Genomic DNA, 24,637 nt, shown 5'->3' with positions numbered 1-24,637 from the left:
TGTTTCGGGTGTATGCCGGCCTGAACTTTACCTCAGATGAGGGAGCAGGCACAGGCCGTTATAACGCCACAGGCCGGCCTTAAAAGTGTTTTTTCTTCCAGGAATCATCCTCAGCATTCAGCAGGTCAGTGCCTTCCTCCAGTCTGGTGCCGCTGGCTGCGGGTTGTCGTTCATCCTGATGCTGAGTGATACGTTGCTGAATATTGTCCAGAACGGGCTTAAGCTCATCTGGCAGATTGCTGAGCTGTTGCAGGGCCGTTTCGGCTTTTTTCAGGTAGTGAATGGCCTGAGCGGGGTTGTTAACGCTGGCTGCTGCGGTCGCTTTGGAGTCAAACACGGCGATGGCAACTTTGACGTTAAGCAGTTTGGCTTCCTGTAATAACTGTTTGGCTTTATCCGTTGCCAGGTGGTGCTGTTGATGGCTGGCCCGGATCAGTTCCTGCAGCCGCTGGACTGAATGCCGTACTTCCTGTGCCTGTTTTACCTGGCCGGGCAGCTTGGCCGGTGGTCTTGGAGTGGCATTAAGCCAGGTTAAGGCGTCTTCCATTGCTTTATTGCAGCGTTTGTTGCTGGGGGCCTTCAGCAGGGCCAGTTCGCCGCCGTGATACTGAATTTCCTGAGCCATAAAATGCAGCATCGGAGCTGAAAGCCAGGGCTGAAGGCTTTCTCCGAGCATACTCAGTTCACCCATCTGATCAGAGTGGACAACTGCCATACGCGCCCGCTCAAGGCGCTTTTGTTCCTGCCAGCGCATAAAGCCCAGCGCCCCGACGGCGGCCAGTGCTGTGAATATCGCCAGAATAACCAGACTGGTGGTGGACATGTGTTTCCTGTTTCCTTTCCTTGGCTCCGTCGGGAGTCGATGTTAAACGGGATTTGTCATAACGCCGGGAAGTTTGAGAGCTTCCGGTTTTAAACACACCTTTTGTTAGTGTAGCTGTAAAAATCTTATTTACAGGGGTTGACGACCTAAATGTCCATCAATAGAATGCGCGCTCCTTGATTGAGACGTCCCCATCGTCTAGAGGCCTAGGACACCGCCCTTTCACGGCGGTAACAGGGGTTCGAATCCCCTTGGGGATGCCATTTAATATGGCAGCTTAATAAAGTGTGCGGGAATAGCTCAGTTGGTAGAGCACAACCTTGCCAAGGTTGGGGTCGCGAGTTCGAGTCTCGTTTCCCGCTCCAATTTATGAAACTCAGGTTTCAGCGGCTTAATCGGGAAGTTGTTGATTTAAAAGAAAAAAAGTTCTTGCAAATCAACAAAAGCGCAGTAAAATGCGCAGCGTGTTTAGCGATGTCCCCATCGTCTAGAGGCCTAGGACACCGCCCTTTCACGGCGGTAACAGGGGTTCGAATCCCCTTGGGGATGCCATTTAAAATGGCATAAGCAAGAAAAATTGCGGGAATAGCTCAGTTGGTAGAGCACAACCTTGCCAAGGTTGGGGTCGCGAGTTCGAGTCTCGTTTCCCGCTCCAAATTCTAAAAAAGCTGCCTTTATGGCGGCTTTTTTTATGCCCGTTATTCAGCTTCCTGCCGCGAGGCGGCAGGGTGCGGGCTTATTCAGGCGTTGAAACCGGGGGTGGGTTTCAGCAGCAGGGCTTTTGTCGCCTGGCGGTCAAATGGCTTTTGTTCCTGATGGTGCTGAGCTTCAATCTCATCGATCTGCTGGAACAGGTCGATCTCTTCATCCGTCAGGAAGTGCAGGCAGTCGCCACCGAAGAACCACAGCAGGTCGCGGTCTATGGCGGGTGATAATTGTGGGTGATGGCTGAAGATATGGGTGATCCAATCCTGTCCCAGGGTGTAGCCTGAATCAGAATGTTGCGTGAGCTGATCAATAACCTGTGTCAGCTGATGTAGAATCTCGTCACTGATAACACCGCCTGACTGGCTCTGTGCCTTGCTCAGGCGCTCATGAACCTGCTGCAGCAGGTGGATATGATCATTCAGTCGTTCACTCATTAATACGCTCTTAAGGTTAAAAATTATGGTTCCTGCCCTCGTGGTACGAAGTTTGTCCAAGGTGTATGACAACGGCTTTCAGGCGCTGAAAGGCATTGATCTGACCGTAGAACAGGGCGATTTTTTTGCTTTGCTGGGCCCTAATGGCGCCGGCAAGTCGACCACTCTGGGTATTCTATCGGGTCTGGTGCAAAAAACATCCGGCAATGCCGAAGTCATGGGGTTTGATGTCAATACCCAGGCGTTTTCGGCGCGCCGTTATCTAGGCGTGGTGCCGCAGGAATTTAATTTTAATCAGTTTGAAAAGGTGTATGACATTGTCATCACTCAGGCTGGCTATTTTGGTCTGACCGCTGCTCAGGCAGCGCCCAATGCCGAAAAGCTGTTACGTGCACTCGATTTATGGGAGAAGCGTGATCAGCAGGCGCGGATGTTGTCTGGTGGGATGAAACGCAGGCTGATGATTGCCCGTGCACTGGTGCATGAGCCTAAAGTGCTGATTCTGGATGAGCCAACGGCAGGGGTTGATATCGAGCTGCGCCGTTCTATGTGGGCGTTTATGCAGGAGCTTAACCGTGCCGGTACAACCATCATCCTGACGACACATTATCTTGAAGAGGCAGAGCAGCTGTGCCGCAATATTGCCATCATTAATCATGGCGAAATTATACAGGCAACCAGTACGCGAAAATTGCTGAGTCAACTCGGTACCGAGACCTTTATCTTCGATCTTAATTCCGCCGTAGCGGCTGATTTTTCTCTGGCCGGATTCGATTGCAAAAGGATGGCAGACGATTGTATCGAGGTCGTCGTGGAAAAAGGTCAGAGTATTAACCAGATTTTTACGCTGCTGACGCAGCAGGGAATTGAAGTCCGTAGTATGAGAACTAAATCCAACCGCCTGGAAGAATTGTTTGTCGATCTGGTCCGGGGGGCAAACGCATGAGTCCTGCCCGTATTCAGTGGGTTGCTTTTTCAACCATAGTGACGAAAGAAATCCGTCGTTTTACCCGTATCTGGCAGCAGACGTTATTGCCGCCGGCCATTACCATGACGCTGTATTTCGTGATTTTCGGTCAGCTGATCGGTTCCCGTATCGGCCAGATGGGTGGCGTCGATTACATGTCCTTTATCGTCCCCGGGCTGATTATGATGAGCGTTATCACCAATGCTTACGCTAATGTATCAAGCTCATTTTTCAGTAATAAATTTCAGCGCAGTATTGAAGAGCTGATGGTGGCGCCGGTTCATCCCGGGACCATTCTGCTTGGCTATGTCTGTGGTGGTATTGCCCGTGGTGTTGGCGTTGGTATTATCGTGACGCTGCTGTCTTTGTATTTTACCGACCTGCAGATTCATAATCTGTTAGTGGTGTTTCTGGTGATTTTATTGTCGGCGATGCTGTTTTCGCTGGGTGGGTTTATAAACGCGATCTTCGCCAGCAAATTCGACGATATTTCTATTATTCCGACCTTTGTAATTACGCCTTTAACCTATCTTGGTGGGGTGTTTTATTCGATTAACCTGTTGCCGGAATTCTGGCAGGGCGTATCCCTGTTTAATCCGATTCTTTATATGGTTAATACATTCCGTTACGGCATTCTGGGGGTGTCAGATGTGAATATCTGGTTCTCATTAGGAATGCTGGTGTTTTTTATTGTTGTGCTTTCGGCCTACAGTCTCTGGCTGTTGCGTCGTGGTGTCGGTATGCGGCAGTGATTGGAGTTTAAAATGGCGTCAGTAACAAGTGAACATAATCCGCTGGGCAAAGTATCGGCGTATAAAGACGAATATGATGCGTCCTTACTGTTTCCGATTGAGCGGGAGGAAAGCTGGCGGGCGCAGGGGCTTGATCGCCATGAGGTGCCGTTTTACGGCGTTGATATCTGGAATGGTTACGAAATTTCCTGGCTGAATTCCAAAGGTAAGCCGGTGGTTTGTCTGGCAGAATTCCGTATCCCCGCGACCAGTCGTTTTCTGGTGGAATCCAAGTCGTTCAAACTCTATCTGAACTCTTTTAATCAGACCCGCTTTGATGATGCGGAACAGGCTCGCCTGCGTATGGCGACCGATTTATCGGCCGCAGCCCAAGGGGATGTCCAGGTGATCTTTCATGCGGTGGATGCAGATTTCCCGCGACCGCCAGTTGCTCATTGTATTGACGATCTGGATATTGAAGTGAACAGCTATGCTCTGGATGCTTCGTTGCTGAAAACAACGGATGGTCAGTTTGAGGGCTGGTTGTGCAGTCATCTGCTGAAATCCAACTGTCCGGTTACGGGGCAGCCAGACTGGGGTACGCTGTATATTTATTATCGTGGCCAGAAAATCGATGAGGCTGGCTTGTTGGCTTATATCGTTTCACTGCGTCAGCATCAGGATTTCCATGAGCAGTGTGCAGAGCGTACTTATCGTGATATTTCACTGGCGTGTAAGCCTGAATCGTTAACCGTGTATGCGCGCTATGTGCGCCGTGGTGGTCTGGATATTAATCCTTTCCGTACGTCAGAGGCTGTTTTCTCTGCGGAAAATTTCCGGCTGGTACGCCAGTAGTTACGGATTGATAACAGCAGGGCTAATTAAAAAAACAGCGGCAGATGCCGCTGTTTTTTTATGTGCGTTGCGGTTTTAAGTGTTGACCTTGCCGCGGATTTTATTGGCCGCTTTTTCGAGAGCATCGGCAACTTTTTCCCGTTCTTCTTCGCGGATTTTGTCGGATTCCAGATACAGCGAAAAGCCTTCTGATTCGTGGTTCATAAAGCTTGGGTTGGAGCCCAGATCTCGGCGGTAATCCATCACCTGATACAGCGGCACCGGATCGCGGAAACCTTTCACCATGGCACTGCCACGCTGGCGGCAGATGATTTTATCTTTAATTAAAGCGTAGGTTTCGTGTGACACCAGAATCTCACCGGCATCGGCTTCGCTTTCGAGACGGCTGGCGAGGTTCACTTCTTTACCGATAATGGTGTAATCCATACGACTTTCGGTACCAAAGTTACCCACGGTGCAGTAGCCGGTATTGATACCCATACGAATTTGCAGCGGAGCTGTCATGCCATGTTCAGCCCATTGTTTGCGCAATTTGAGCATATGGCGGCGCATTTCAATGGCCATAGACACGCAGGCAAGGGCATCGCGTTTGGTGCCTTTGCTTTTCGGGTCGCCAAAGAAAATCATCATGCCGTCGCCGATGAATTTATCGATAGTGCCGCCGTACTTGAGAGCAATGCGCGACATATCGGTGAGGTATTGATTCAGCAGGTCGGTAAAGGCTTCTGCTTCCATCTGTTCTGAAAGTGAAGAGAAGCCAACGATGTCGGAGAAAAAGATAACCAGCTTCTTACGCTGGGTTTCCAGTTTGGCCTGACGACGTCCGGAGAAAATGGATTCCCACACCTGAGGGGCAACGTATTTGGATACCTGGTGAGACAGGGCCTGAAAGCGTTCAACCTGGCCCTGAAATTTTTGTTTCAGGCGGATCAGATCGCGCGCCTGACGGTTGCTGTTAAAGGCTGAAATGCCAAGGTGTAGGCCAACACCGAAGGCTGCCGTTAAAAACAGCTCGGTCGGAACCGGTGGGGCAGCTTCGTGGCCGAACAGCAAAATGCCGGCTGCGGCACCGGAGATCAGCGAAATAATGCAGAAGGCCCAGGCAGTAATGCTGCCGACAATAATAAAGCTGGTGTTGATCATGATCAGAAACAGCACAGTCAGCTCAATTGGCAGCTGGATATAGCCGAGAAATACCCCACACAGAACCGCGTCAAAATGAATCAGGAACTGCCGGGTGGAATAGGCACGCTTTTGGCGGAAAGGGCGACTCAGAACATAGACGGCGTGGGGGTAAAGAATACTGACTACCGCCACAACAATGGCCTGATCTTCAAAATAACCCTGCAGGATGCCCATTAAAACCGTGACGGCAGCGACCCCATAGCCCAGAATCCGGGCCATGTAATCTTGCTTTGGTAATGTGGTTTCAGCGAAATGGGACGGGTCCTGACGGTTAGACATTGTGAAGGCCCGAAAAAATTGTTGTTCTTATAATGGGTGACACGGTTCGACCAGCGGCAATGATTGAGAACATCTATATACCCAGAATAAGACAGCTCAGCAAGTGCATGACGGCTAAGTCAGGCTTTTCATTAAGGGCCGCGACTTTACAATAGACATATGACGAAAATATTGATTTGGGTGCGCCTATGGATGCTTTACGAATGTTGACTGAACGAGTGTCCTCTCCGCAACTGACAGGACCGGACATTACGCGACAGCAGCAGGAGGTGTTGCTGCGTGCAGCGCTGCGGGCGCCAGATCATGCCTGGTTGCGTCCCAGCCGCTATCTGTTGGTAGAAGGCGACGACCGGCGCTTGCTCGGAGAGTGTTTCCTGCAGGCAACGCCGGACTGGCAGAGTCTCAGTGCAGAAAAACAGCAGAAATTACTGAATATGCCATTGCGGGCGCCGCTGCTGATTGTTGCGGTCAGCCGTATTCAGGAACATCCGAAGGTGCCACGTGATGAGCAGCTGCTGTCGACCGGTGCGGGGGTGCAGAATATCCTCAATGCAGCCTGGGCAATGGGGTTGGGGGCTATCTGGCGGACCGGAGATATGGCAACCAATCCAAAGGTTACCGAAGCTCTGGGTCTGGAAGCTTGCGATGTCATTGTCGGTTTTGTCTATATCGGGCATATCAACGGCAGCCTGAAGCAGCCTCCGGAATTGCCGCTGGACGATTTTGTTACCCGCTGGAAGGCGAAATCGTCATAAAAACAAGCAATTAGCGCTGGATGGGTGTTGACGCTCAGGTCGCTGCTGCGTATAGTACGCGGCCTCTGAGCAGTGCTCAGTTAGGTGAGGTGTCCGAGTGGCTGAAGGAGCACGCCTGGAAAGTGTGTATACCGCAAGGTATCGAGGGTTCGAATCCCTCCCTCACCGCCACTAATTTTAAAAAACCGCATAGTCGTCAGGCTCTGCGGTTTTTTTATGCTCCGTATTTGCGTAAAAGAGCGGTGAGAGGAGGGGGCCGAGCCCTCGTGGGTTCGTACCGAGTACTGCGACAACTGCCGGAGCCTGCGACGGCGTTCATCCCTGTGGCGTGGTCGGGATATCCCTCCACTTTCTCTCGTCGGCCACTCATTCTGAAAACCGCATAGTCGTCAGGCTCTGCGGTTTTTATGTTCGAGGTTTGTTATGTGCAGCGCTTGGCAATGCAGCAGACCGGTGCGTTATGTGCGTGAATTCTCTATAATCCTCCGCCTTAAATCCGCATGTCACAGAGAACACCATTTATGACGGTCCGCACCCGTGTTGCACCTTCGCCTACCGGCGATCCGCACGTAGGTACTGCCTACATCGCTTTATTCAATCTGGCTTTTGCCCGCCAGCATGGCGGCCAGTTTATTCTGCGTATTGAAGATACCGATCAGGCACGCAGCACGCCTGAATCTGAGCAGGCCATTATGGACAGCATGCGCTGGCTGGGTCTGGAATGGGATGAAGGTCCGGATGTTGGTGGTGAATTTGGCCCTTATCGTCAGAGCGAGCGCCGTGATGTGTATCTTGAGCACGTGCAGAAGCTGCTCGACAGTGGTCATGCCTTTAAGTGCTACCGCACCGCTGAAGAGCTGGATGCTCTGCGTCTTGCCCGTCAGGAGCAGGGTTCACTGACTGCACTCAAGCCTTCCGATTTGCTGCTGCCTGCCGATGAAGTCGCCCGTCGCGAAGCGGCAGGTGAGCCTTATGTGGTGCGTATGAAGGTGCCGGAAGAGGGCGTGTGCGTGGTGGACGATATGCTGCGCGGTGCGATTGAACTCGACTGGGCTCAGGTCGATGCGCAGATTCTGCTGAAATCCGATGGCATGCCGACTTACCACCTGGCCAACGTGGTGGATGATCATCTGATGAAGATCACCCACGTTATCCGTGGTGAAGAGTGGATCAGCTCTGCGCCTAAGCATAAGCTGCTGTACGAATACTTTGGCTGGGATATGCCGCATCTGTGCCATATGCCACTGTTGCGCAACCCGGACAAGAGCAAGCTGAGCAAGCGTAAGAACCCAACCTCAATCCTGTTCTACGATCGCATGGGCTATATGCCGGAAGCGCTGCTTAACTATCTGGGTCGTATGGGCTGGTCGATGCCGGATGAGAGTGAAAAGTTCACCCGTGATCAGATGTTTGCCAACTTTGATATCAAGCGCGTATCCCTTGGTGGGCCGGTGTTTGATGTGGAGAAGCTGCGCTGGCTGAATAGCCTGTGGGTGCGTGAGCTGGATGCTGAGACCTTCGCTCAGCGCTTTGCTGCCTGGGGGTTGCGTCCGCAGAATATTCTGCCGGTGATTCCGCATGTGCAGCCGCGTATCGAAACCTTCTCGGACGTTGTGCCGCTGGCCGGGCATTTCCTGTCTGGTCTGACGCCGCTGACGCCAGCCAGCTTTGAACACAAGGCCTATGACGAAGAGCGTCTGCTGACGGTGCTGCAGTTTGGCTTGTGGCAGCTGGAAGAGATCCGTCACTGGAGTAAAGAAGACATCGAAGCGCGTCTGTGTGCCCTGGCGCGTCTGCTGGACATTAAAGTCCGCGACTTCCTGTTCCCGTTCTTTATTGCTATTGCCGGTACCTCGGCCACCATTTCTGTGCTCGACAGCATGGCGCTGCTGGGACCGGATATGAGCCGTGCACGTCTGCGTCATGCTATTGATGTGCTGGGTGGTGTTGGTAAGAAGAAAGCCAAGAAAATGGAGAAGGATTATCAGCAGTTGTCAGCGGCCATTGCCGCTGAGTTGAGTGCTGCGGCAGAGTCCTGATTTGTTACGGCCGCTTATTCTGTCTGCTGGGCGGGAAGGGCGGCCGGCAATATTGGCTAAGTTATTGTTTCAGAAAATTTTTTCGCTCATTTCTGCTGTCATAGGTTGACAGTACAGAAGGGCGTAAGTAATATTCGCGCACGTTTTGAGACGGGGCCTTAGCTCAGCTGGGAGAGCGCAACACTGGCAGTGTTGAGGTCAGCGGTTCGATCCCGCTAGGCTCCACCAAATTCTCAAAGCAGTCCTTGTGTCCCCATCGTCTAGAGGCCTAGGACACCGCCCTTTCACGGCGGTAACAGGGGTTCGAATCCCCTTGGGGATGCCATCTTGCATCAGCCTTTTCAGGTTGTACTGCATACGGGGCCTTAGCTCAGCTGGGAGAGCGCAACACTGGCAGTGTTGAGGTCAGCGGTTCGATCCCGCTAGGCTCCACCAATTTTTTGTTTGTCCTTGTGTCCCCATCGTCTAGAGGCCTAGGACACCGCCCTTTCACGGCGGTAACAGGGGTTCGAATCCCCTTGGGGATGCCATCTTTCTGACCGCTTCAGGTCATTATCTTCGTATTAATAACTCATATTTTTTTGCTGTTACAGGCTGGCTTCTCTGCTGCTTTGCCATAACACTGCTTCGTTAAACGCGTTACAATAGCGGCAAAATTCTGGTTTGTTGCTCTATGCATCAGTCAGGCTCCCGTACAGGCGTTGTCAGGATGCGGTTATGGTACATATTCCTAATGTGGTTAAAGAAAAAGCCCGCGCTATTAAAATGGTTGTGTTCGATGTTGATGGTGTACTGACCGACGGCACGCTGACCTATTCGGCGGATGGCGAACAGGTGAAACACTTTAATGTTAAAGATGGCGTCGGTATTAAATTGCTGGATAGCTATGACATCGTGACCGCTATTATTTCTGCCAAAGAGTCTGCACCACTGGCACGTCGTGCGGCAGATCTGGGAATCAAACATTTCTTTCCGGGTACCAAAGATAAATGGGCTGTGTTATCAGCCTTAATGGATGAGCTGTGGTTTGAACCTGGCGAAGTCTGTTATGTCGGCGATGATGTTATTGATCTGAAAGTGATGAAAAAAGTCGGTTTAAGCATTGCGCCAAAAGATGCCTTCTGGATGGTGAAAGACCATTCCGATTTAATTACTGAAGCCGAAGGTGGCCGGGGCGTTGCCCGCGAAGTGGCCGATATTATACTCGGCAGTCGTATGCCGCTGGATGAAGCTTATATCAAGGCCATGCTGCCTGAGTTTGAGGATAAAAAAATATGAAAATTCTGGTAACCGGTGCCGCCGGTTTTATCGGTGCTTTTACCAGTAAGCGCTTTGTTGAGCAGGGTCACGAAGTTATTGGTATCGATAACCTGAATGACTACTACGACGTGAATTTAAAGCACGGGCGTCTGGGTTGGTTGGCTGAGCAGTCCGGTTTCACCTTTAAGCAGGTCGAACTTTCTGACCGTGCTGCGGTTGATGCGGTGTTTGCCGAGCATAAATTTGACCGTGTTGTGCATCTGGCGGCACAGGCCGGTGTGCGTTATTCCATTACCAATCCGCATGCCTATGTCGACAGTAATTTAATTGGTTTTGTGAATATTCTTGAAGCCTGTCGTCATAGTGAAGTAGGGCATCTGGTTTATGCCTCGTCCAGCTCGGTCTATGGTCTGAATACTAAGATTCCGTACAGCACCTCTGACCGGGTTGATCATCCGGTATCGCTGTACGCCGCGACGAAAAAATCCAATGAATTAATGGCGCACACCTATGCCCATCTTTATGGTTTGCCGGTAACCGGTCTGCGCTTCTTTACCGTGTATGGCCCCTGGGGACGTCCGGATATGGCGTACTTCAGTTTTACCCGCGATATTCTCGAAGGCAAAACCATTAACGTCTTTAATCATGGCAAGATGCAGCGCGACTTTACCTATGTCGATGATATTGTCGAAGGTGTAACCCGTATCACCCAGAAAATTCCTCAGGGTGTGAGCGGCTGGACGCCGGAAAGTGGTGACTGCTCGCGCAGTTCTGCGCCTTATAAAATTTACAATATTGGCAACCATAACAGCGTTGAGCTGGGCACCTTTATCGAAACCATCGAAAATGTGCTGGGTAAAAAAGCCAATAAAAACTATATGGAAATGCAACCGGGCGATGTATTGGCGACCTATGCCAATGTTGATGATCTGGTTGAAGATGTTGATTTTGCTCCGAACACACCGCTGGCAGAAGGCATTGAACGTTTTGCCCGCTGGTACCGTGATTTTTATAAGGTATAAGCAATAAATGGCTGATTATAAAATTGTGATTCCGGCCCGCTATGGCTCCAGTCGTCTGCCGGGTAAGCCGCTGATTATGCTGGCCGGTAAGCCCATGATTCAGCATGTTTATGAACGTGCGCTGGCAACCGGTGTGCAGGATATTGTGATTGCCACCGATGACGAGCGCATCCGCGATGCGGCTCTGGCTTTTGGCGCGGATGTGGTGATGACCTCACCGGATCATGAAAACGGCACTGAACGTATTGCTGAAGTTGCGCAGATTAAAGGCTGGGATGCTGAGGCTGTAATTGTCAATCTGCAGGGCGACGAGCCGCTGATCCCACAGTCTTTAATCGAGATGACTGCTGCCAGTCTGCTGGAAAATCCGCAGGCAGGGATGAGTTCTGTCTGTACACCGTTAAAGCATGCGGCAGACGCATTTGATCCGAACGTAGTGAAAGTGGTGCTGGATCGGGCGCATTTTGCCATGTACTTCAGCCGTGCTTCGATTCCCTGGGATCGTGATGCCTATAAAATCAGCACAGAGCAGATGACCGGTAAAATGCCGGTGTACCGTCATATCGGTATGTACGGTTACCGCGTGTCCTTTCTGCAGCAGTACACCCGTATGGAACCCTGTGCGCTGGAAGCTACCGAATCTCTGGAGCAGCTGCGCGCACTCTGGTACGGCGTAAAAATCCATATGTCGGTGATCGATCAGGCACCGGGACACGGCGTTGATACTCAGGATGATGTGGCGCGGGTTGAAGAACTTTTACTTGGCCTGAACTGAGTTATTTTTCTTTTTTGCGCTTTATCAGCTTAAAAATGGCTGCAGTGTCCGACACTGCAGCCATTTTTTTAGATACTTTTCTTTCTGTCTGGGCTATTTTTAGCCTGTAAGTCTTTGAAAACAGAGGCTTAAGGCTCTTTTGAATAATTCCCTTGTGTTTGCCCTGTGCGCTATCACCTTTCAGATGTGGCGCTGAATGAGGTGGCTGGGGATTCCTAACCGGATTTATTCAGATTGTCCTGCAATACAGACGTTGTTGAAGTAAGGAGTACCACGATGGCATTGTCTATTTCAGAGAAGCTCGGTTATGCCGGTCTGCTGCCTTTTATTGCCGGCGCGACAGCGGTTGTGTTGGGTCTCGACGGGGGCGAAGAATTTTTTAAATTATATTCGTTGTTGATTCTGGCATTTATGGCCGGTGGCTGCTGGGGCGTTGAGCAGGCGAATCCGGAGCAGATTGATGAAATCCCGCTGGAGTTATCCATCGGCACTTTCCTTTGGGGATTGCTGGCGTATTTTCTGCCTACGAATGTCGCGGTGCTGATGTTTATGGTTGGTTTTTGGTTGCTGCTCTGGACTGAGACCAATCCGATTTTTAAACGTGCTTATGCCGAGTCTTATAAGCGTTTGCGTAATATTCTGACGGCAGCGGTAACTATTCTGAATGTTATCGTTTTTATCGCCGTTCACTGAGCGGTGATTAACAGACGGGGCGTTTTAAAGCCCCAGTCTGCGTCCTTCCCTGCATGGCTGGCCGTTGCGCCACCATTCCTGAAACTTTTCCAGCTGGCGGGCTACCGTTGCCCGGTCGTTCATGCAGGCGGTTACTTTATTGCGCTCAATGCTGATAAAAACCGCAGGCGTCATTAAAACCTGGTTGTTATTCACCGCCGAATGAACCTGCAGTTGTATGCGGCTGCTCATTCGTTGCTGTAGCTGTAAGAGCGGATGATCAGCAATGCCCGGATATTCGTGGGCAATTAATATACGGATGCTGCGCTGACGTGCTCCACGCAAATAACGGTTAAAGCAGGAGAGTGTGGTTTTATCCGACCACAATGGGTGGCTGAGGTCGGCAATGCTCAGATGGATGGCGGCCGGGCCAAAGTGACTGGCAATCTGCAGCATCCCTTCAGCCGCTGCAGGTTGTTCCAGTACATACACTTCGTTGTCTTTTCCAGGGATAAACTGTTCGCTGCCCTGGCTGGAGCGTCCCAGTACTTTGCTCATGCGCACATGGGGAATGCCGGCATCCCAGCAGAACTCCGTTTCCGGTGAAAAACCATTGTGATGGTAAAAGCCATAAGCCTGAGTCTGAACGGTTGCGCGCAGAATGCGGCCGCGCATTTCTTTCTCGTAATGATGTTCTACGGCGCGCAGCAGTCGGGTCCCCCAGTTCTGGTTACGGTATTCAGGCAGTACGGCCATACGTCCGAAATAACCATTGCTCAGCAGCCGGGCGCAGCCGACCGGACGCTTGCCATCGCGGGCAATAAAGTGCACCGCGTTGGCGTCGTCAGCATCCCATTCCATAGCTTCCGGGACGTTTTGCTCCTGAATGAATACGCGCTCACGGATGGCGCGTAAAATATCCCGGTGCTCTTTCCAGTTAGCGGTTTCAATCTCCAAACTCGGTCTCCGGACTGTACAGCATATGACGTTGCCAGAGGCTGGTCAGCAGGCTTTGGGCCGTTGTGCTGGCAGCCAGCGTCTGCAGAACCTCTGTTTCATATTGGCTGTTGTCGGCCAGATAGGCAACTAACGCCAGGTCACCCGCTGGCAGGCTCCAGCTGTGACCAAGGGCGAAGAAGCAGCATTGATTATCCTGTTGGCTGTAAGCAAAGCGGGCAAATTCAGAGCGGCGCCATTGCTGGTAATGATTCAGCTCGTCGTGTAATTCATCCCAGCTGGCTTCATCCCGTGGTTCAGGCAGTTGTTCCGGGTATTTGGCTTCGGTCATCAGTTTTCCCAGTACCTGCTGCAGACGCTCGTCATCGTTGAGGGCAGCGGTCAGCAGGGCACGCAGGCGCCCGATCGCGTCCTGATCAATCAGGCCCGGGGTCTGGGTTGGGCGGATGCCGGCATCGGTGTAGCGCTGATCTTCACTGGCGCTGGCGAGAATATCGTCCATTGCGGCCTGTGCCAGTTCCGCCTGGCTTGGGGCGCGGAAGCCGATGGAGTAGGTCATGCACTCGCCCTGAGCGATACCGTAGTGCGCCAGCTGTGGTGGCAGGTAGAGCATGTCGCCGGGGTTCAGGGTCCAGCGCTCGGTTTCGTCGAACTGTTGCAGGACGCGGATTTTCGGCCCTTTAAGAATCGGTGAGTCGTCGCTGCACATCTGGCCGATGCGCCATTCGCGCTGGCCTTCGGCCTGCAGCAGGAATACGTCGTACTGGTCGTAATGCGGGCCAACGGAACCGCCGTCGACGGCATAGCTGATCATCAGATCATCGATGCGCCAGCTGGGCAGGAAGCGGAAGTGTTCAAGAATATCGGCGGCTTCCGGAATCCAGTGATCGACGGCCTGAATCAGTAAGGTCCATTTGCTTTCCGGCAGGGCGCGGTAATCGTCTTCTGTGAAGGGGCCGGTGCGGATGGTCCAGGGGCCGTCTTTGCCTTCTTCTTCGACCAGGCGTGATTCAATTTCTTCTTCCAGGCTCAGGCCGGCCAGCTCGGAGGAGCTGAGCAGGGGCTCGAAGTCCGGCCAGGCGTTGCGGATTAATACCGGTTTCTGCTGCCAGTAATCGCGCAGGAATTCTTCAACCGTCAGATGACCCAGAATATGCATAGTGTGTTACTCAGAATACGGATACAAAAAAGCCTCCGCCAGAAAGGTGCTGGCGGAGGCTTCCGATTTTAACGCGGCTTAAACGTTCTTCGCCTGATCTGCGGCATTACCGATGTAGGTAGCCGGAGTCATGGCATTCAGCTCGTCTTTGGCAGCTTGTGGCAGTTCCAGTGAGGCAATGAATTCAGCCATTGCGTCACGGGTAATGGCTTTGCCACGGGTAAAGGCTTTCAGTTTTTCGTATGGCTGTTCAATGCCGTAGCGGCGCATCACAGTCTGTACCGGCTCAGCCAGAACTTCCCAGGCGTTGTCGAGATCCTGAGCGATACGCTCTGCATTGACCTGCAGCTTGCTGATACCTTTCAGGCTGGCCTGATACGCCAGCAGGCTGTAGCCCAGACCAACGCCCATGTTACGCAGTACGGTGGAGTCGGTCAGGTCGCGCTGCCAGCGTGAGATCGGCAGTTTCTGCGCCATATGAGTCATCACTGCGTTGGCGATACCGAGGTTGCCTTCGGAGTTTTCGAAGTCGATCGGGTTCACCTTGTGCGGCATGGTCGAAGAGCCTACTTCGCCAGCAATGGTGCGCTGTTTGAAGTAACCATTCGAGATGTAAGCCCAGATGTCGCGGTCAAAGTCGATCAGGATGGTGTTGAAGCGGGCGATGGCATCGAACAGTTCGGCGATGTAATCGTGTGGCTCGATCTGGGTGGTGTACGGGTTGAAGGTCAGGCCCAGAGAAGTCACGAAGGTCTCTGCGTTGGCCGCCCAGTCGATATCGGCGTAGGCCGACAGGTGAGCGTTGTAGTTACCCACGGCACCGTTGATTTTGCCCAGCAATTCAACCGCTTTGATCTGCTTGATCTGACGCTCAAGACGGGCCACAACGTTGGCCATCTCTTTACCCAGCGTGGTTGGCGAGGCGGTCTGGCCGTGGGTGCGTGACAGCATCGGCAGGGCAGCGTTTTCGTGGGCCAGAGCGCGGATCGCATCGGCGACTTCCTGCATAACCGGCAGCATAACGTCGTCACGACCGGCTTTCAGCATCAGCGCATGGGACAGGTTGTTGATGTCTTCAGAAGTACAGGCGAAATGCACGAATTCATTAACCGCCATCAGTTCGCTGTTGTCGGCAAACTTTTCTTTGATGAAGTATTCCACCGCTTTCACGTCGTGGTTGGTGGTGGCTTCGATGGCTTTGATGCGCAGGGCATCTTCTTCACTGAAGTTGGCAACGATGGCGTCCAGCTGTTGCTGGGTAGCTGCCGAGAAGGCCGGAACTTCGGTGATGGCTTCATGGGCCGCAAGGCGCTGTAACCAGCGGATTTCTACTTCGACGCGGGCACGGATCAAACCGAATTCGGAGAAAATCGGACGCAGTTGCACGGTTTTGTTGCCGTAACGACCATCAATCGGAGAAATAGCGGTCAGGGCAGACAGCTCCATTGGGTTCTGGGAGGACATAGCGACTCTCAACGGACAATGAATGTAAGAATTTTAAGGCGCGCAATTCTACCGGATTTTTTTGTATATCTCAGCACTGGCGGTGATTTAACTGCGCTTTCATGTCGCGAGTGCCCGTTGCTGGCGGTGAAGGTGTGCCGGTAAGGGCATTTTGCCGCCGGATTGGGCGTTATTGTCACTCACCCGTCACGCAGTTTCAGGTAGAATGCTGCGCAAATTTACAGGCCGTTAGCTGAGAAGTATTCATGCTGGACTCATTGCTGAGTTATTCCGACAGCCCCTTGTGGCTGGTTCTGGTGGTGATTGTGTCGACCTTTATGCTGGAAGACCTGGCGATTATTGGCGCCGGGATGCTGGCCGCGAGCGGTAAACTGGCGCCGGAAGTGGCCTTTGCGGCAACCTGTACCGGTATGTTTATTGGTGATACGGCATTGTATCTGTTTGGCCGGTTGGCGCATGTCTGGCCCTGGCTGGCGAACAAATTCCGCCATGATCTGATTCAGCGTCAGGTGAAGCCTTTGCAGCAGGCACCCTGGCATCAGCTGGCGCTGATTCGCTGCATGCCGGGACTGCGTACTTTCGGCTATATCGCCTGCGGATTGGCACGGGTGCCGGGCTGGACCTTTACCCTGGCCAATGTGATTTCTATCGTGATCTGGGCTGCGATGATTTTTGGCGTGGCTTTCGTGTTGGGTAAGCAATATGCCGAAACCCTGCACGAGTGGCTGTGGTTTGTGCTGCCGGTGGCTCTGCTGGTGTTTATTCTCGGTCAACGGCGTTTGCGGGCTCGGATGGAAGCCGCCTGAGCGGGATGTGACAGGAGAATTTGTATCATAAAAAAAGCGGCTCTGGCGTTATTGCGCAGCGGCCGCTTTTTTTTTTGTGTTGGCTGTTGCTGGCGGAAACTCAGGCCTCCGCAATGGCGCCTTTGTTAACACCTTCAAAAGCACGCACTCTGACCTGGCTGTCAGGGTGTTGCTGTTTGATGGTGTCGGCCAGATGGCGGGCGATAAATTCCACGGTGGTATCAGTGTTCATCATATAGTTGCGGCTGGCTGGCAGAGATAATTCGAATTCGCCTTGCTGTGCGCTGTAGCGGAACAGAAGCTGGTTGTTGTCGCTACTGATCAGATCTTCTGTGCTGCCCAGATAAATATCGGCCCAGCGCTCTGCCCATTGTTGTTCCAGCGTACTGCTGCGCTCATCGTCAAGCCAGATCTGAATGCGTGAGCGATGACCGTGGGCGATGCGCTGGCAGTTGCCGTTGTGTTTTTTCAGGCCGTGACTGTAGTGATAAAACGCGTCATCGATGTCTTCTGCAACGAAGCTCAGGGTCAGCTGCTCGACGTTCACCGGGAAATGGCTGCGCAGCTGTTCACGGCACCAGTGAGCAACGCTGTTGGCGTCGATGTGTTCGGCATCGACCAGGGCAACGGCCTGGCGTGGTGCGCGCATTTCCAGCAGGTCGCCGTTGTCGTACTGCCAGCTGAGTTCGATGATGTCACCGCTGTGTTTCAGGGTCAGGGCCGGCGACTGAACCGGCACCAGCAGGCGGTGATCGAGCTCGTCGTCCAGCCAGTTACGCAGTGTCTTTTTGACGATGCCGAAGTCGCAGACCATGCCTTGTTCGTCGAGGGCGCCGTCGAGCACGGCGGATGCCCACCAGGTTTCACCTACCAGGCCGCGCTTGGCATCCAGATAGCTGAAATCGACATTGGTGAGTTGCTCTACGAATAACTGCATGGTGTTCCTCTGGTGTTCCGCTGAGAGGCAAAGCCCGACTGAGAGACAAAGCCTGAAATAGCCGCGCATTCTAGCGGAAAGCGGCCATCAGGGCATAGCACTGTGCGGCCAGTGTACCCGGTATGCGCCACGCCGGGAGGGGATTGAACCTGTCTCAGCTGTCCGGGTCTATGCACCACACTGTGTTTATAAAGAGTGGCATTAAGCCGTTCCTGAGCTATCGCCGCTGACAAAGCCTGTTATGATAGGCGGCATTTTTATATCTGAAGGATGCGTGAGTCGCTGCGTGTCCTGTATTAACTGAGTGATTCCTTTGTATGGCTATGCATAAACTTCTGACCGCTTCTCTGATGTTTCCTGCGCTGGCGGGTCTGATGTCCGGCTGCAGTGACAGCGGCTCTTCTTCTTCCTCAACTGTGTCGGTTTATGTTCAGGCCGGGCAGGAAGATATCAATCATGCCATCGCACGGTCGGTGGCGATTACCGAAGCCGGTTTGCCTAATGAGGATGCTGAAGGACGTCTGGTCCGTTCTGAGTATGTTACCGATAAGCACGGTGTGGTTAAGGCTGTGATTTCGACCGGTGAGCTGCAATTGTTTGAGCTGGTTGGTCGTGATGCTGACAGTGATACGGCGACGGCGGCAACTACTGTGCGTTGTCAGTGGGTTGCTGGTTGTTCAGCTGGTGCGTTTGCTGCGGATATGGAACAGACGGCCAATCTGGGCTGGCGTTCGGTTGCTTACGATCTGAGCAAAAATGAACGCATCCGTGTGACCCCCCTGACGGATCTGGCCGCTCAACTGGCATTCGATTATGTCTATAACGAGAGTCTGGTCAGCGGTTCCGGCACTGTTGCGGATGTGGCTGTTGGCTGGGTCGAAACCGGCTATTACTCCGCGTATTCCACCGAGCAGGCTATCTCTCAGGTTTCCAGGGTATTTGGTATCAGTAATGTGCAGACCACAGAGCCTGCCGATCTTACCCAAATTAATGAATGGCGTGGCGCCGATGCCGCCAAAGCTGCAGACAGTATTCGTTACGGTGCCTTGTTGGCGGCCTGGGCGCATCTGGCTGAGAACCACATTGCGGTCGATGGTGTTGATTTTACCCATGCCGTCGCTGCCGATTTCAGCGCCAATAAAGGCCAGATGATGCAGCTGGGTGGTACGCAGACGCTGACGCTGGCGGCACTGTATAGCGATGCGATCAGCAATTTACAGGCACTGAACGTAACGGATGCGACTCTGCAGGGCTACATTGCCGGGGTTATTTCCGCACTGCAGGCTGATATTGATGGCTTCACCGCCGATACCCTGACTGCCAAAGTTCCCGATACGCTGTTGTCGCTGTTTGGTCAGAGTGACTATGACGATTTTGTGCTGGGCATTAAACGCACCAAGGCTTTTGTCGGGGTTATGCGCAATTACAGCGATACCTTTTTTGAAGACAGCTACAAAGCCAAGGTGGATCAGTATGTTGATCTGCTGAAAAAAATCGGTGATGAGCATGCCGCTAACCTGAATACAATCGTGACGGCTTATCGTGAGACGGCCGAGCTGTATCAGCAGACCTATCTGGCGGGTGCTAATACCTGTGCGGATACTTCGGCCTATGCCTGGGTGACTTCCTGTTCTTACAGCAACCCGACGATGACACTGAATAACGGTACGATCATCGTCAGTCAGGCGGTAGCGGATGTGAACACCACCGATGCCGATGACAAGCCAACGTCATCGAATGCTATTGATGTGCTGATTCGCGGTACCTATGAGCAGGGCACGCTGCGCTTTGTGGTCGATAACGTTTATGAAGACGATAACGCTGCCAACGACATTCTTTCGGCCTCCGGTGTGCGCGTTTATTTCACCACGCCAGTGAGTACTCTGGCTGATCCGGCGGGGAATGAAATTCTGGGTTATGAAATGCGCTGGTCAGATTTTTCACTGTACGACACCAGTCGTGTCGGTGGAGCTGAAGAAGCCGAAGTAACCGGTAGCTATCGCATTTTCTTCCGTGGAGTGAAAGACCCGCAGGACAGTAACAGCGAGCGCCGTTTTAATATTGATACCGTGGTACTGAATGGTCGTATATCTGACAAAGTTGGCGACGACAATGAGCAGGATGTGGATTATTCAACCCTGTATGTGGCGGCGACCAGTACTAACGCTTCTGAGCATTATCCGGCGCAGCGTTTTGCTTCGTTCAACGGCTTCTTTACACCCAATCCTGCATTTGCGGCAGGCGATGTGGTAAATGGTCTTGTGAGCTACGTAACCGGTGAGCAGACGGTGGCCGGTCAGAATGTGCAGTATCTGGATTTTTATGTGCCGCTGGGTGAGTCGCAGCGTTTCCGTTTTTACCCGACGGTGAAGCGTGAAGATGTTAATGACGTGGATAAAGATGACGATAAAACCGAGCTGGTCAGTACCCACGATCTGGAGATCTGTGATCTGAGCAATTCCGGTGGTGGCTGGGTGGTCAGTTCCTGTAAGCCAAAGCAGCGTCTGTATGCAGAGCGTGATCTGCAGCTGGCCATTAACGATCTGTGGGAAGCCGGCGTGTTTTCACGGATTGAAATTCCGGGGCGTGGCCTCTACTTCGTTACCTGGCCAACCAATACAGCGGACGCTAATGGCTGTCTGACGCTGGCACCTCTGGCAACGGCGGAAACATCAATGGACGGCACTTTGTACGATCCTATGGTGTTAGGGCTGAATGCGGTACGTGTTACCAGTGAAGTGCGTCTGAACGATCAGCCGCGTACCTTGCTGGATGTACTGCTGAATGCGCCAACCATGGATCGCTATAAGCTGACCGCGGCGTTGTCGCATAGTTACTCCGGTCTCACCAGCAGCGACGTTTACCTGGGAACGGGGTCGTCACTGGATCGGGTTGTGCTGAGCTTTGATACCGATTCATCGTTTAAAACCACCGGCAGTCTGGCGGTGTACAGAGATGGTGTTGCCCTGACATTAAATGATGGAACAGAAACCACCATCGACAGTGAACTGACCGCCTACCTGCAGCAGAACTACAATCTGTCGCCGCTGCCATATAAGTACATCACCGGCAGTGATGGTAAGTACGATTTGTGCGTGCTGAATAACGTAGCTGAAGTGGCGGATAACACCGTGCTTGCTGATGCGGTATTCACGCTTAACTTCCGCGATGTGGTGTACGGCCGTATCCGTCAGGAGAATGGTATCTGGCTGATCCGCTATATTGATGGCAGCTGGGAGACGCTGTAATTTCACAGCGCTCAATAAGCACAAAAAAAGCGACCTCCGGGTCGCTTTTTTTGTGCCTGCTTGCAGGGTTGCGGATCTTCAGGCAAACAGCCAGAAATGCCCGGCGGTGCGTAAAGCGATACCAATCAGTGCGCCATAAATGGCCGGGCGGGCAACCGCGGCGACGGGCTTGCCTGCGGCAATCAGAATGGCAACGCCGGCAACATCGAGCGGACATAGCAGCAGGCCGGCGAGCAGGTTGATGTCCTGCGCGCTGAGTAATCCGAGCTGCACCTGTTCCATCGCGATACCCATCATGGCGGTGCCGCCGGCGATGTATTTGGTGATGGCCAGCAGCAGAGTTTGCTGTGGAAAACCGATAGCCGTGAGCAGAGGAGACAGCAGGCTTTCGAGTTCGCTGATGGCGCCGGTCAGGCGGATCAGATTCACTGCCACCAGGGCAACGACCAGCAAGGGTAGTGCTCCCATGGCGATATCCCAGGCATCGCTGCCGGCGCGGCGGATAACCTGCAACAGTTTGCCGTGCTCGGGATCGGCCTCTGGCATCAGTTCGGCAGAGGGCGGAGCGCTTTCTTCCACACTCAGCTTACGGCCGAAACCATAGTAGGTTGCGGCGGCAGCAATCAGACCGGCAGGAATGGCCAGCAGCAGGGTGGTTGGGATATCCAGCCCGGCGGCGGCCATCGGAAAGACGACATTCGCCTGGGCGAGGGCCAGCACCATGGCCAGAGTCGCGGCGATGTGGCGTGGAGAAGAGCCGTTGCGCGCCATGATGGCCAGTGTTGCGATTGGCGCGGCGAAGCTGACCATGGACACCTGAATCAGGGCGAACACCCCAAGACCCGTCAGGCCGAACGGGCGTAACAACGGACTGACCACGCGGACAATCCGCTGCAGCAGGCCGCGTGCTTCAAGCCAGCGCATAATGCTGAGCATCACAATCATAATGGGCAGCAGAATAAACAGGGCCAGCTCCACTGCTGAGCGGCCGGAGCTGAGAATGGTGGTGGCTATCTGATCCATAAACGTGGTTCTTGCTGAAAACGCAGACGATAACAGAGTTGCTGGTGTCCGGCTTTGGTTACTTGGTCGGAGATGACCGGTGTTCAGATGTATTTATACCGTTATCCATATGGTGATTTTACTTATCCCTGCTGCGGTTTTGGCGTGGTCATCACAGAGGCGGGTTAGCAGTCGCCAGTTCGTTCCTGTATACTGCCGCGTCTTAATTTGTGGCTGGCGATTGTCCGCAGTCGTTCAGTAGTGGTCAGAATGACCGGCAGCAGCCGGTTGTGATTGAATTTTTTTTGAGGCTTAACAATGACTGGATACGTTCAGAAGGGTGGCTTGCAGGTTGCTCAGGCGCTGTACGACTTCGTAAATGAAAAAGCGATTCCGGGTACTGGTATCGATGCAGAGAAATTCTGGGCAGAGTTCGACGTTCTGGCGAACGAACTGGCTCCGAAGAACAAAGCGCTGCTGGCCAAGCGTGATGATCTGCAGGCGAAAATCGATGCTTACCATACTGAACGCAAAGGTCAGCCTCACAATGCTGCAGAGTACAAAGCATTCCTGCAGGAAATCGGTTATCTGCTGCCTGAAGGCGCGGATTTCGAAGCAAGCACTGCTAATGTAGAGCCAGAAATTGGCCAGATGGCCGGTCCTCAGCTGGTTGTACCGGTAATGAATGCGCGTTTTGCTCTGAACGCTGCCAACGCCCGTTGGGGTTCTCTGTACGATGCGCTGTACGGCACCAACGTTATTTCTGAAGAAAACGGTGCGGAAAAAGGCACTGGCTACAACAAAGTACGTGGCGACAAGGTTATTGCTTATGCCCGTGCTTTCCTGAACGAAGCGGCACCTCTGCTGAGCGGCGACCACGTTGACAGCACCAAGTACGCGATCGAAGAAGGCAAGCTGGTTGTTACCCTGAAAGACGGTTCAACCACCACGCTGAAAAACGCTGCTCAGCTGGCTGGTTACAACGGTGATGCTGCTGCACCGGTTGCGATTCTGCTGAAGAATAACGGCCTGCACTTTGAAATTCAGATCGATGCAACCACTCCGGTTGGTTCTACTGACGCTGCTGGCGTTAAAGACATCCTGATGGAATCTGCACTGACCACCATCATGGACTGTGAAGACTCTGTTGCTGCGGTTGATGCGGCCGATAAAGTCGTAACCTACGGCAACTGGCTGGGCCTGATGAAAGGTGACCTGGCAGAAGAAGTGACCAAAGGTGGCAAGACCTTTACCCGTACCATGAACGCTGACCGCGAATACACTGGCCTGAACGGTGAAACCGTGAAGCTGAAAGGTCGTTCTATGCTGTTCATCCGTAACGTTGGTCACCTGATGACTAACCCGGCGATTCTGCTGGCTGATGGCAGTGAAATCCCTGAAGGTATTATGGATGGCATGATCACTACGCTGATCGCGATTCACGACCTGAAAGGCAACGCGCCATTCCGCAACTCTACTGCTGACTCCGTGAATATCGTTAAGCCAAAAATGCACGGTCCTGAAGAAGTAGCTTTTGCTAACGAACTGTTCGGTCGCGTTGAAGATGCACTGGGTCTGCCACGTTTCACCATGAAAATGGGCATCATGGACGAAGAGCGTCGCACTACAGTAAACCTGAAAGAATGTATCCGTGCTGCGAAAGACCGTGTTGTATTCATCAACACTGGCTTCCTCGACCGTACCGGTGACGAAATCCATACCTCTATGCTGGCCGGTGCTTTCGTACCTAAGTCTGTAATGAAGCAGCAGCTGTGGATCAATACCTACGAAAACTGGAACGTGGACACTGGTCTGGAAACTGGTCTGCAGGGCCGTGCTCAGATCGGTAAAGGCATGTGGCCTATCCCGGATGAGATGGGCATGATGATGGATCAGAAGATCGGTCACCCTAAAGCCGGTGCCAACACTGCATGGGTTCCGTCTCCGACTGCAGCGACTCTGCACGCTATGCACTACCACAAAGTAGACGTATTTGCTGTTCAGAATGAACTGAAAGGCCGTGAGCATGCATCTGTTGATGGCATCCTGACTATCCCTCTGATGACTGCCGAAGAAGCTGCTGCGCTGACTCAGGAACAGATTCAGAAAGAACTGGATAACAACTGCCAGGGTATCCTGGGTTACGTTGTGCGCTGGATCGATCAGGGCGTTGGTTGTTCCAAAGTACCTGATATCAACAACGTTGGCCTGATGGAAGACCGCGCGACTCTGCGTATCTCTTCCCAGCACGTTGCCAACTGGCTGGAGCACGGCATTTGTACCCGCGAACAGGTTGAAGACAGCCTGAAGCGTATGGCTGCGATTGTTGATGGCCAGAACGCCGGTGACCCGCTGTACATCAACATGGCACCAGGTTTTGATGGCATTGCCTTCCAGGCCGCGTCTGACCTGATCTTCAAAGGTAAAGAGCAGCCAAGTGGTTACACTGAGCCACTGCTGCACGCTTACCGTCTGAAGTTCAAAGCAGCTCAGTAATCTCATTTGCCTGATCGTTCAGGCTGTGTGAGTACGAAAAGCCCGGATTATTCCGGGCTTTTT

At 52.8% G+C, this 24,637-nt stretch carries 20 protein-coding genes and 9 tRNA genes; 21 read left to right on the top strand and 8 right to left on the bottom strand.

What is annotated here, in order from left to right; translation table 11 throughout:
- Window positions 1-79: 79 nt before the first annotated feature.
- Window positions 80-823, bottom strand: coding sequence for a hypothetical protein (locus MT343_RS10405; RefSeq protein WP_145468432.1), 744 nt, complete (start codon window positions 821-823; stop codon window positions 80-82).
- Window positions 824-1,010: 187 nt separating this feature from the next.
- Between MT343_RS10405 and MT343_RS10400 the strand changes: the two genes are divergently transcribed.
- The 4 genes from MT343_RS10400 (at window position 1,011) to MT343_RS10385 (ending at window position 1,478) form a co-directional block, all read left to right on the top strand.
- A tRNA-Glu gene (locus tag MT343_RS10400) sits at window positions 1,011-1,086 on the top strand.
- A gap of 26 nt (window positions 1,087-1,112) precedes the next feature.
- Window positions 1,113-1,188 (top strand) — tRNA-Gly (locus MT343_RS10395).
- Window positions 1,189-1,299: 111 nt separating this feature from the next.
- A tRNA-Glu gene (locus MT343_RS10390) sits at window positions 1,300-1,375 on the top strand.
- Between the two features lie 27 nt (window positions 1,376-1,402).
- Window positions 1,403-1,478: transfer RNA gene (locus MT343_RS10385), tRNA-Gly, on the top strand.
- A gap of 85 nt (window positions 1,479-1,563) precedes the next feature.
- Here MT343_RS10385 and MT343_RS10380 read toward each other — a convergent pair.
- Window positions 1,564-1,965, bottom strand: a complete 402-nt coding sequence (locus MT343_RS10380; RefSeq protein ID WP_145468434.1) for a PA2817 family protein — start codon at window positions 1,963-1,965, stop codon at window positions 1,564-1,566.
- Between the two features lie 25 nt (window positions 1,966-1,990).
- Here MT343_RS10380 and MT343_RS10375 point away from each other — a divergent pair, with 25 nt between their 5' ends.
- From MT343_RS10375 to queF, 3 genes are read left to right on the top strand one after another with little or no spacing between them, the layout of a single operon-like run.
- Complete coding sequence (locus tag MT343_RS10375; protein ID WP_145468436.1) at window positions 1,991-2,911, top strand: ABC transporter ATP-binding protein; 921 nt, start codon at window positions 1,991-1,993, stop codon at window positions 2,909-2,911.
- On the top strand, window positions 2,908-3,684 hold the full coding sequence (locus tag MT343_RS10370) for an ABC transporter permease (RefSeq protein ID WP_145468438.1): 777 nt from the start codon (window positions 2,908-2,910) through the stop codon (window positions 3,682-3,684). The genes MT343_RS10375 and MT343_RS10370 overlap by 4 nt, the downstream gene beginning before the upstream one ends.
- 12 nt (window positions 3,685-3,696) lie before the next feature.
- Window positions 3,697-4,518, top strand: a complete 822-nt coding sequence (gene queF / locus MT343_RS10365; RefSeq protein ID WP_145468440.1) for an NADPH-dependent 7-cyano-7-deazaguanine reductase QueF — start codon at window positions 3,697-3,699, stop codon at window positions 4,516-4,518.
- A gap of 75 nt (window positions 4,519-4,593) precedes the next feature.
- Here queF and MT343_RS10360 read toward each other — a convergent pair whose 3' ends face one another.
- Entirely contained in the window at window positions 4,594-5,922 is a 1,329-nt protein-coding gene (locus MT343_RS10360; RefSeq protein ID WP_230332324.1) for an adenylate/guanylate cyclase domain-containing protein, read from the bottom strand.
- 263 nt (window positions 5,923-6,185) lie between these two features.
- Here MT343_RS10360 and MT343_RS10355 point away from each other — a divergent pair, with 263 nt between their 5' ends.
- The 11 genes from MT343_RS10355 to MT343_RS10305 all read left to right on the top strand — a co-directional run bounded on the left by MT343_RS10355 (window position 6,186) and on the right by MT343_RS10305 (window position 12,526).
- The gene (locus MT343_RS10355) at window positions 6,186-6,737 is read left to right on the top strand and encodes a nitroreductase family protein (protein WP_243989382.1); all 552 of its coding nucleotides are present in this window, start codon (window positions 6,186-6,188) and stop codon (window positions 6,735-6,737) included.
- A gap of 83 nt (window positions 6,738-6,820) precedes the next feature.
- Window positions 6,821-6,908: transfer RNA gene (locus MT343_RS10350), tRNA-Ser, on the top strand.
- Window positions 6,909-7,258: 350 nt separating this feature from the next.
- Window positions 7,259-8,776, top strand: coding sequence for a glutamate--tRNA ligase (gene gltX, locus MT343_RS10345; protein WP_145468446.1), 1,518 nt, complete (start codon window positions 7,259-7,261; stop codon window positions 8,774-8,776).
- Between the two features lie 152 nt (window positions 8,777-8,928).
- Window positions 8,929-9,004: transfer RNA gene (locus MT343_RS10340), tRNA-Ala, on the top strand.
- 21 nt (window positions 9,005-9,025) lie between these two features.
- Window positions 9,026-9,101: transfer RNA gene (locus MT343_RS10335), tRNA-Glu, on the top strand.
- A gap of 34 nt (window positions 9,102-9,135) precedes the next feature.
- Window positions 9,136-9,211 (top strand) — tRNA-Ala (locus MT343_RS10330).
- Between the two features lie 19 nt (window positions 9,212-9,230).
- Window positions 9,231-9,306: transfer RNA gene (locus MT343_RS10325), tRNA-Glu, on the top strand.
- Between the two features lie 187 nt (window positions 9,307-9,493).
- Window positions 9,494-10,054 (top strand): KdsC family phosphatase, encoded by a 561-nt coding sequence (locus MT343_RS10320; protein WP_145468448.1) that lies wholly within the window; start codon window positions 9,494-9,496, stop codon window positions 10,052-10,054.
- Window positions 10,051-11,058 (top strand): NAD-dependent epimerase, encoded by a 1,008-nt coding sequence (locus MT343_RS10315; RefSeq protein WP_145468450.1) that lies wholly within the window; start codon window positions 10,051-10,053, stop codon window positions 11,056-11,058. The genes MT343_RS10320 and MT343_RS10315 overlap by 4 nt, the downstream gene beginning before the upstream one ends.
- Before the next feature lie 7 nt (window positions 11,059-11,065).
- Window positions 11,066-11,833, top strand: a complete 768-nt coding sequence (gene kdsB / locus MT343_RS10310; RefSeq protein ID WP_145468452.1) for a 3-deoxy-manno-octulosonate cytidylyltransferase — start codon at window positions 11,066-11,068, stop codon at window positions 11,831-11,833.
- Window positions 11,834-12,109: 276 nt separating this feature from the next.
- Complete coding sequence (locus tag MT343_RS10305; protein ID WP_145468454.1) at window positions 12,110-12,526, top strand: DUF3429 domain-containing protein; 417 nt, start codon at window positions 12,110-12,112, stop codon at window positions 12,524-12,526.
- 24 nt (window positions 12,527-12,550) lie between these two features.
- On the opposite strand, the gene MT343_RS10300 is transcribed toward MT343_RS10305, so the two are convergent.
- The 3 genes from MT343_RS10300 to purB form a co-directional block, all read right to left on the bottom strand.
- The gene (locus MT343_RS10300; RefSeq protein ID WP_145468456.1) at window positions 12,551-13,462 is read right to left on the bottom strand and encodes a GNAT family N-acetyltransferase; all 912 of its coding nucleotides are present in this window, start codon (window positions 13,460-13,462) and stop codon (window positions 12,551-12,553) included.
- Window positions 13,452-14,621 carry a cupin domain-containing protein gene (locus tag MT343_RS10295; protein ID WP_145468458.1) on the bottom strand — a complete coding sequence of 390 codons (1,170 nt, stop codon included), beginning with the start codon at window positions 14,619-14,621 and terminating at the stop codon, window positions 13,452-13,454. The genes MT343_RS10300 and MT343_RS10295 overlap by 11 nt, the downstream gene beginning before the upstream one ends.
- A 78-nt stretch (window positions 14,622-14,699) precedes the next feature.
- On the bottom strand, window positions 14,700-16,067 hold the full coding sequence (gene purB, locus MT343_RS10290; RefSeq protein WP_145469057.1) for an adenylosuccinate lyase: 1,368 nt from the start codon (window positions 16,065-16,067) through the stop codon (window positions 14,700-14,702).
- 263 nt (window positions 16,068-16,330) lie between these two features.
- Between purB and MT343_RS10285 the strand changes: the two genes are divergently transcribed.
- Window positions 16,331-16,891, top strand: coding sequence for a DedA family protein (locus MT343_RS10285; protein ID WP_145468460.1), 561 nt, complete (start codon window positions 16,331-16,333; stop codon window positions 16,889-16,891).
- Between the two features lie 100 nt (window positions 16,892-16,991).
- Here the strand turns inward: MT343_RS10285 and MT343_RS10280 are convergent, their stop codons facing one another.
- Entirely contained in the window at window positions 16,992-17,828 is an 837-nt protein-coding gene (locus tag MT343_RS10280; protein ID WP_145468462.1) for a 6-carboxytetrahydropterin synthase, read from the bottom strand.
- A 317-nt stretch (window positions 17,829-18,145) separates the two neighbouring features.
- Here MT343_RS10280 and MT343_RS10275 point away from each other — a divergent pair, with 317 nt between their 5' ends.
- A complete protein-coding gene (locus MT343_RS10275; protein WP_145468465.1) occupies window positions 18,146-21,076 on the top strand; it encodes a hypothetical protein in 2,931 nt (976 codons plus the stop codon).
- Between the two features lie 78 nt (window positions 21,077-21,154).
- Here the strand turns inward: MT343_RS10275 and MT343_RS10270 are convergent, their stop codons facing one another.
- Window positions 21,155-22,099, bottom strand: a complete 945-nt coding sequence (locus MT343_RS10270) for a nucleoside recognition family protein (RefSeq protein ID WP_145468467.1) — start codon at window positions 22,097-22,099, stop codon at window positions 21,155-21,157.
- Window positions 22,100-22,396: 297 nt separating this feature from the next.
- Between MT343_RS10270 and MT343_RS10265 the strand changes: the two genes are divergently transcribed.
- On the top strand, window positions 22,397-24,574 hold the full coding sequence (locus MT343_RS10265) for a malate synthase G (RefSeq protein WP_145468469.1): 2,178 nt from the start codon (window positions 22,397-22,399) through the stop codon (window positions 24,572-24,574).
- Window positions 24,575-24,637 lie beyond the last annotated feature (63 nt).

It is taken from the genome of Venatorbacter sp. C2-1, from assembly GCF_022832715.1.
Classification (GTDB): domain Bacteria; phylum Pseudomonadota; class Gammaproteobacteria; order Pseudomonadales; family Oceanobacteraceae; genus Venatoribacter; species Venatoribacter alkanivorans.
The sequence above is the reverse complement of the archived record's forward strand: the minus strand, read 5'-3'. Positions and strand labels throughout refer to the sequence as shown.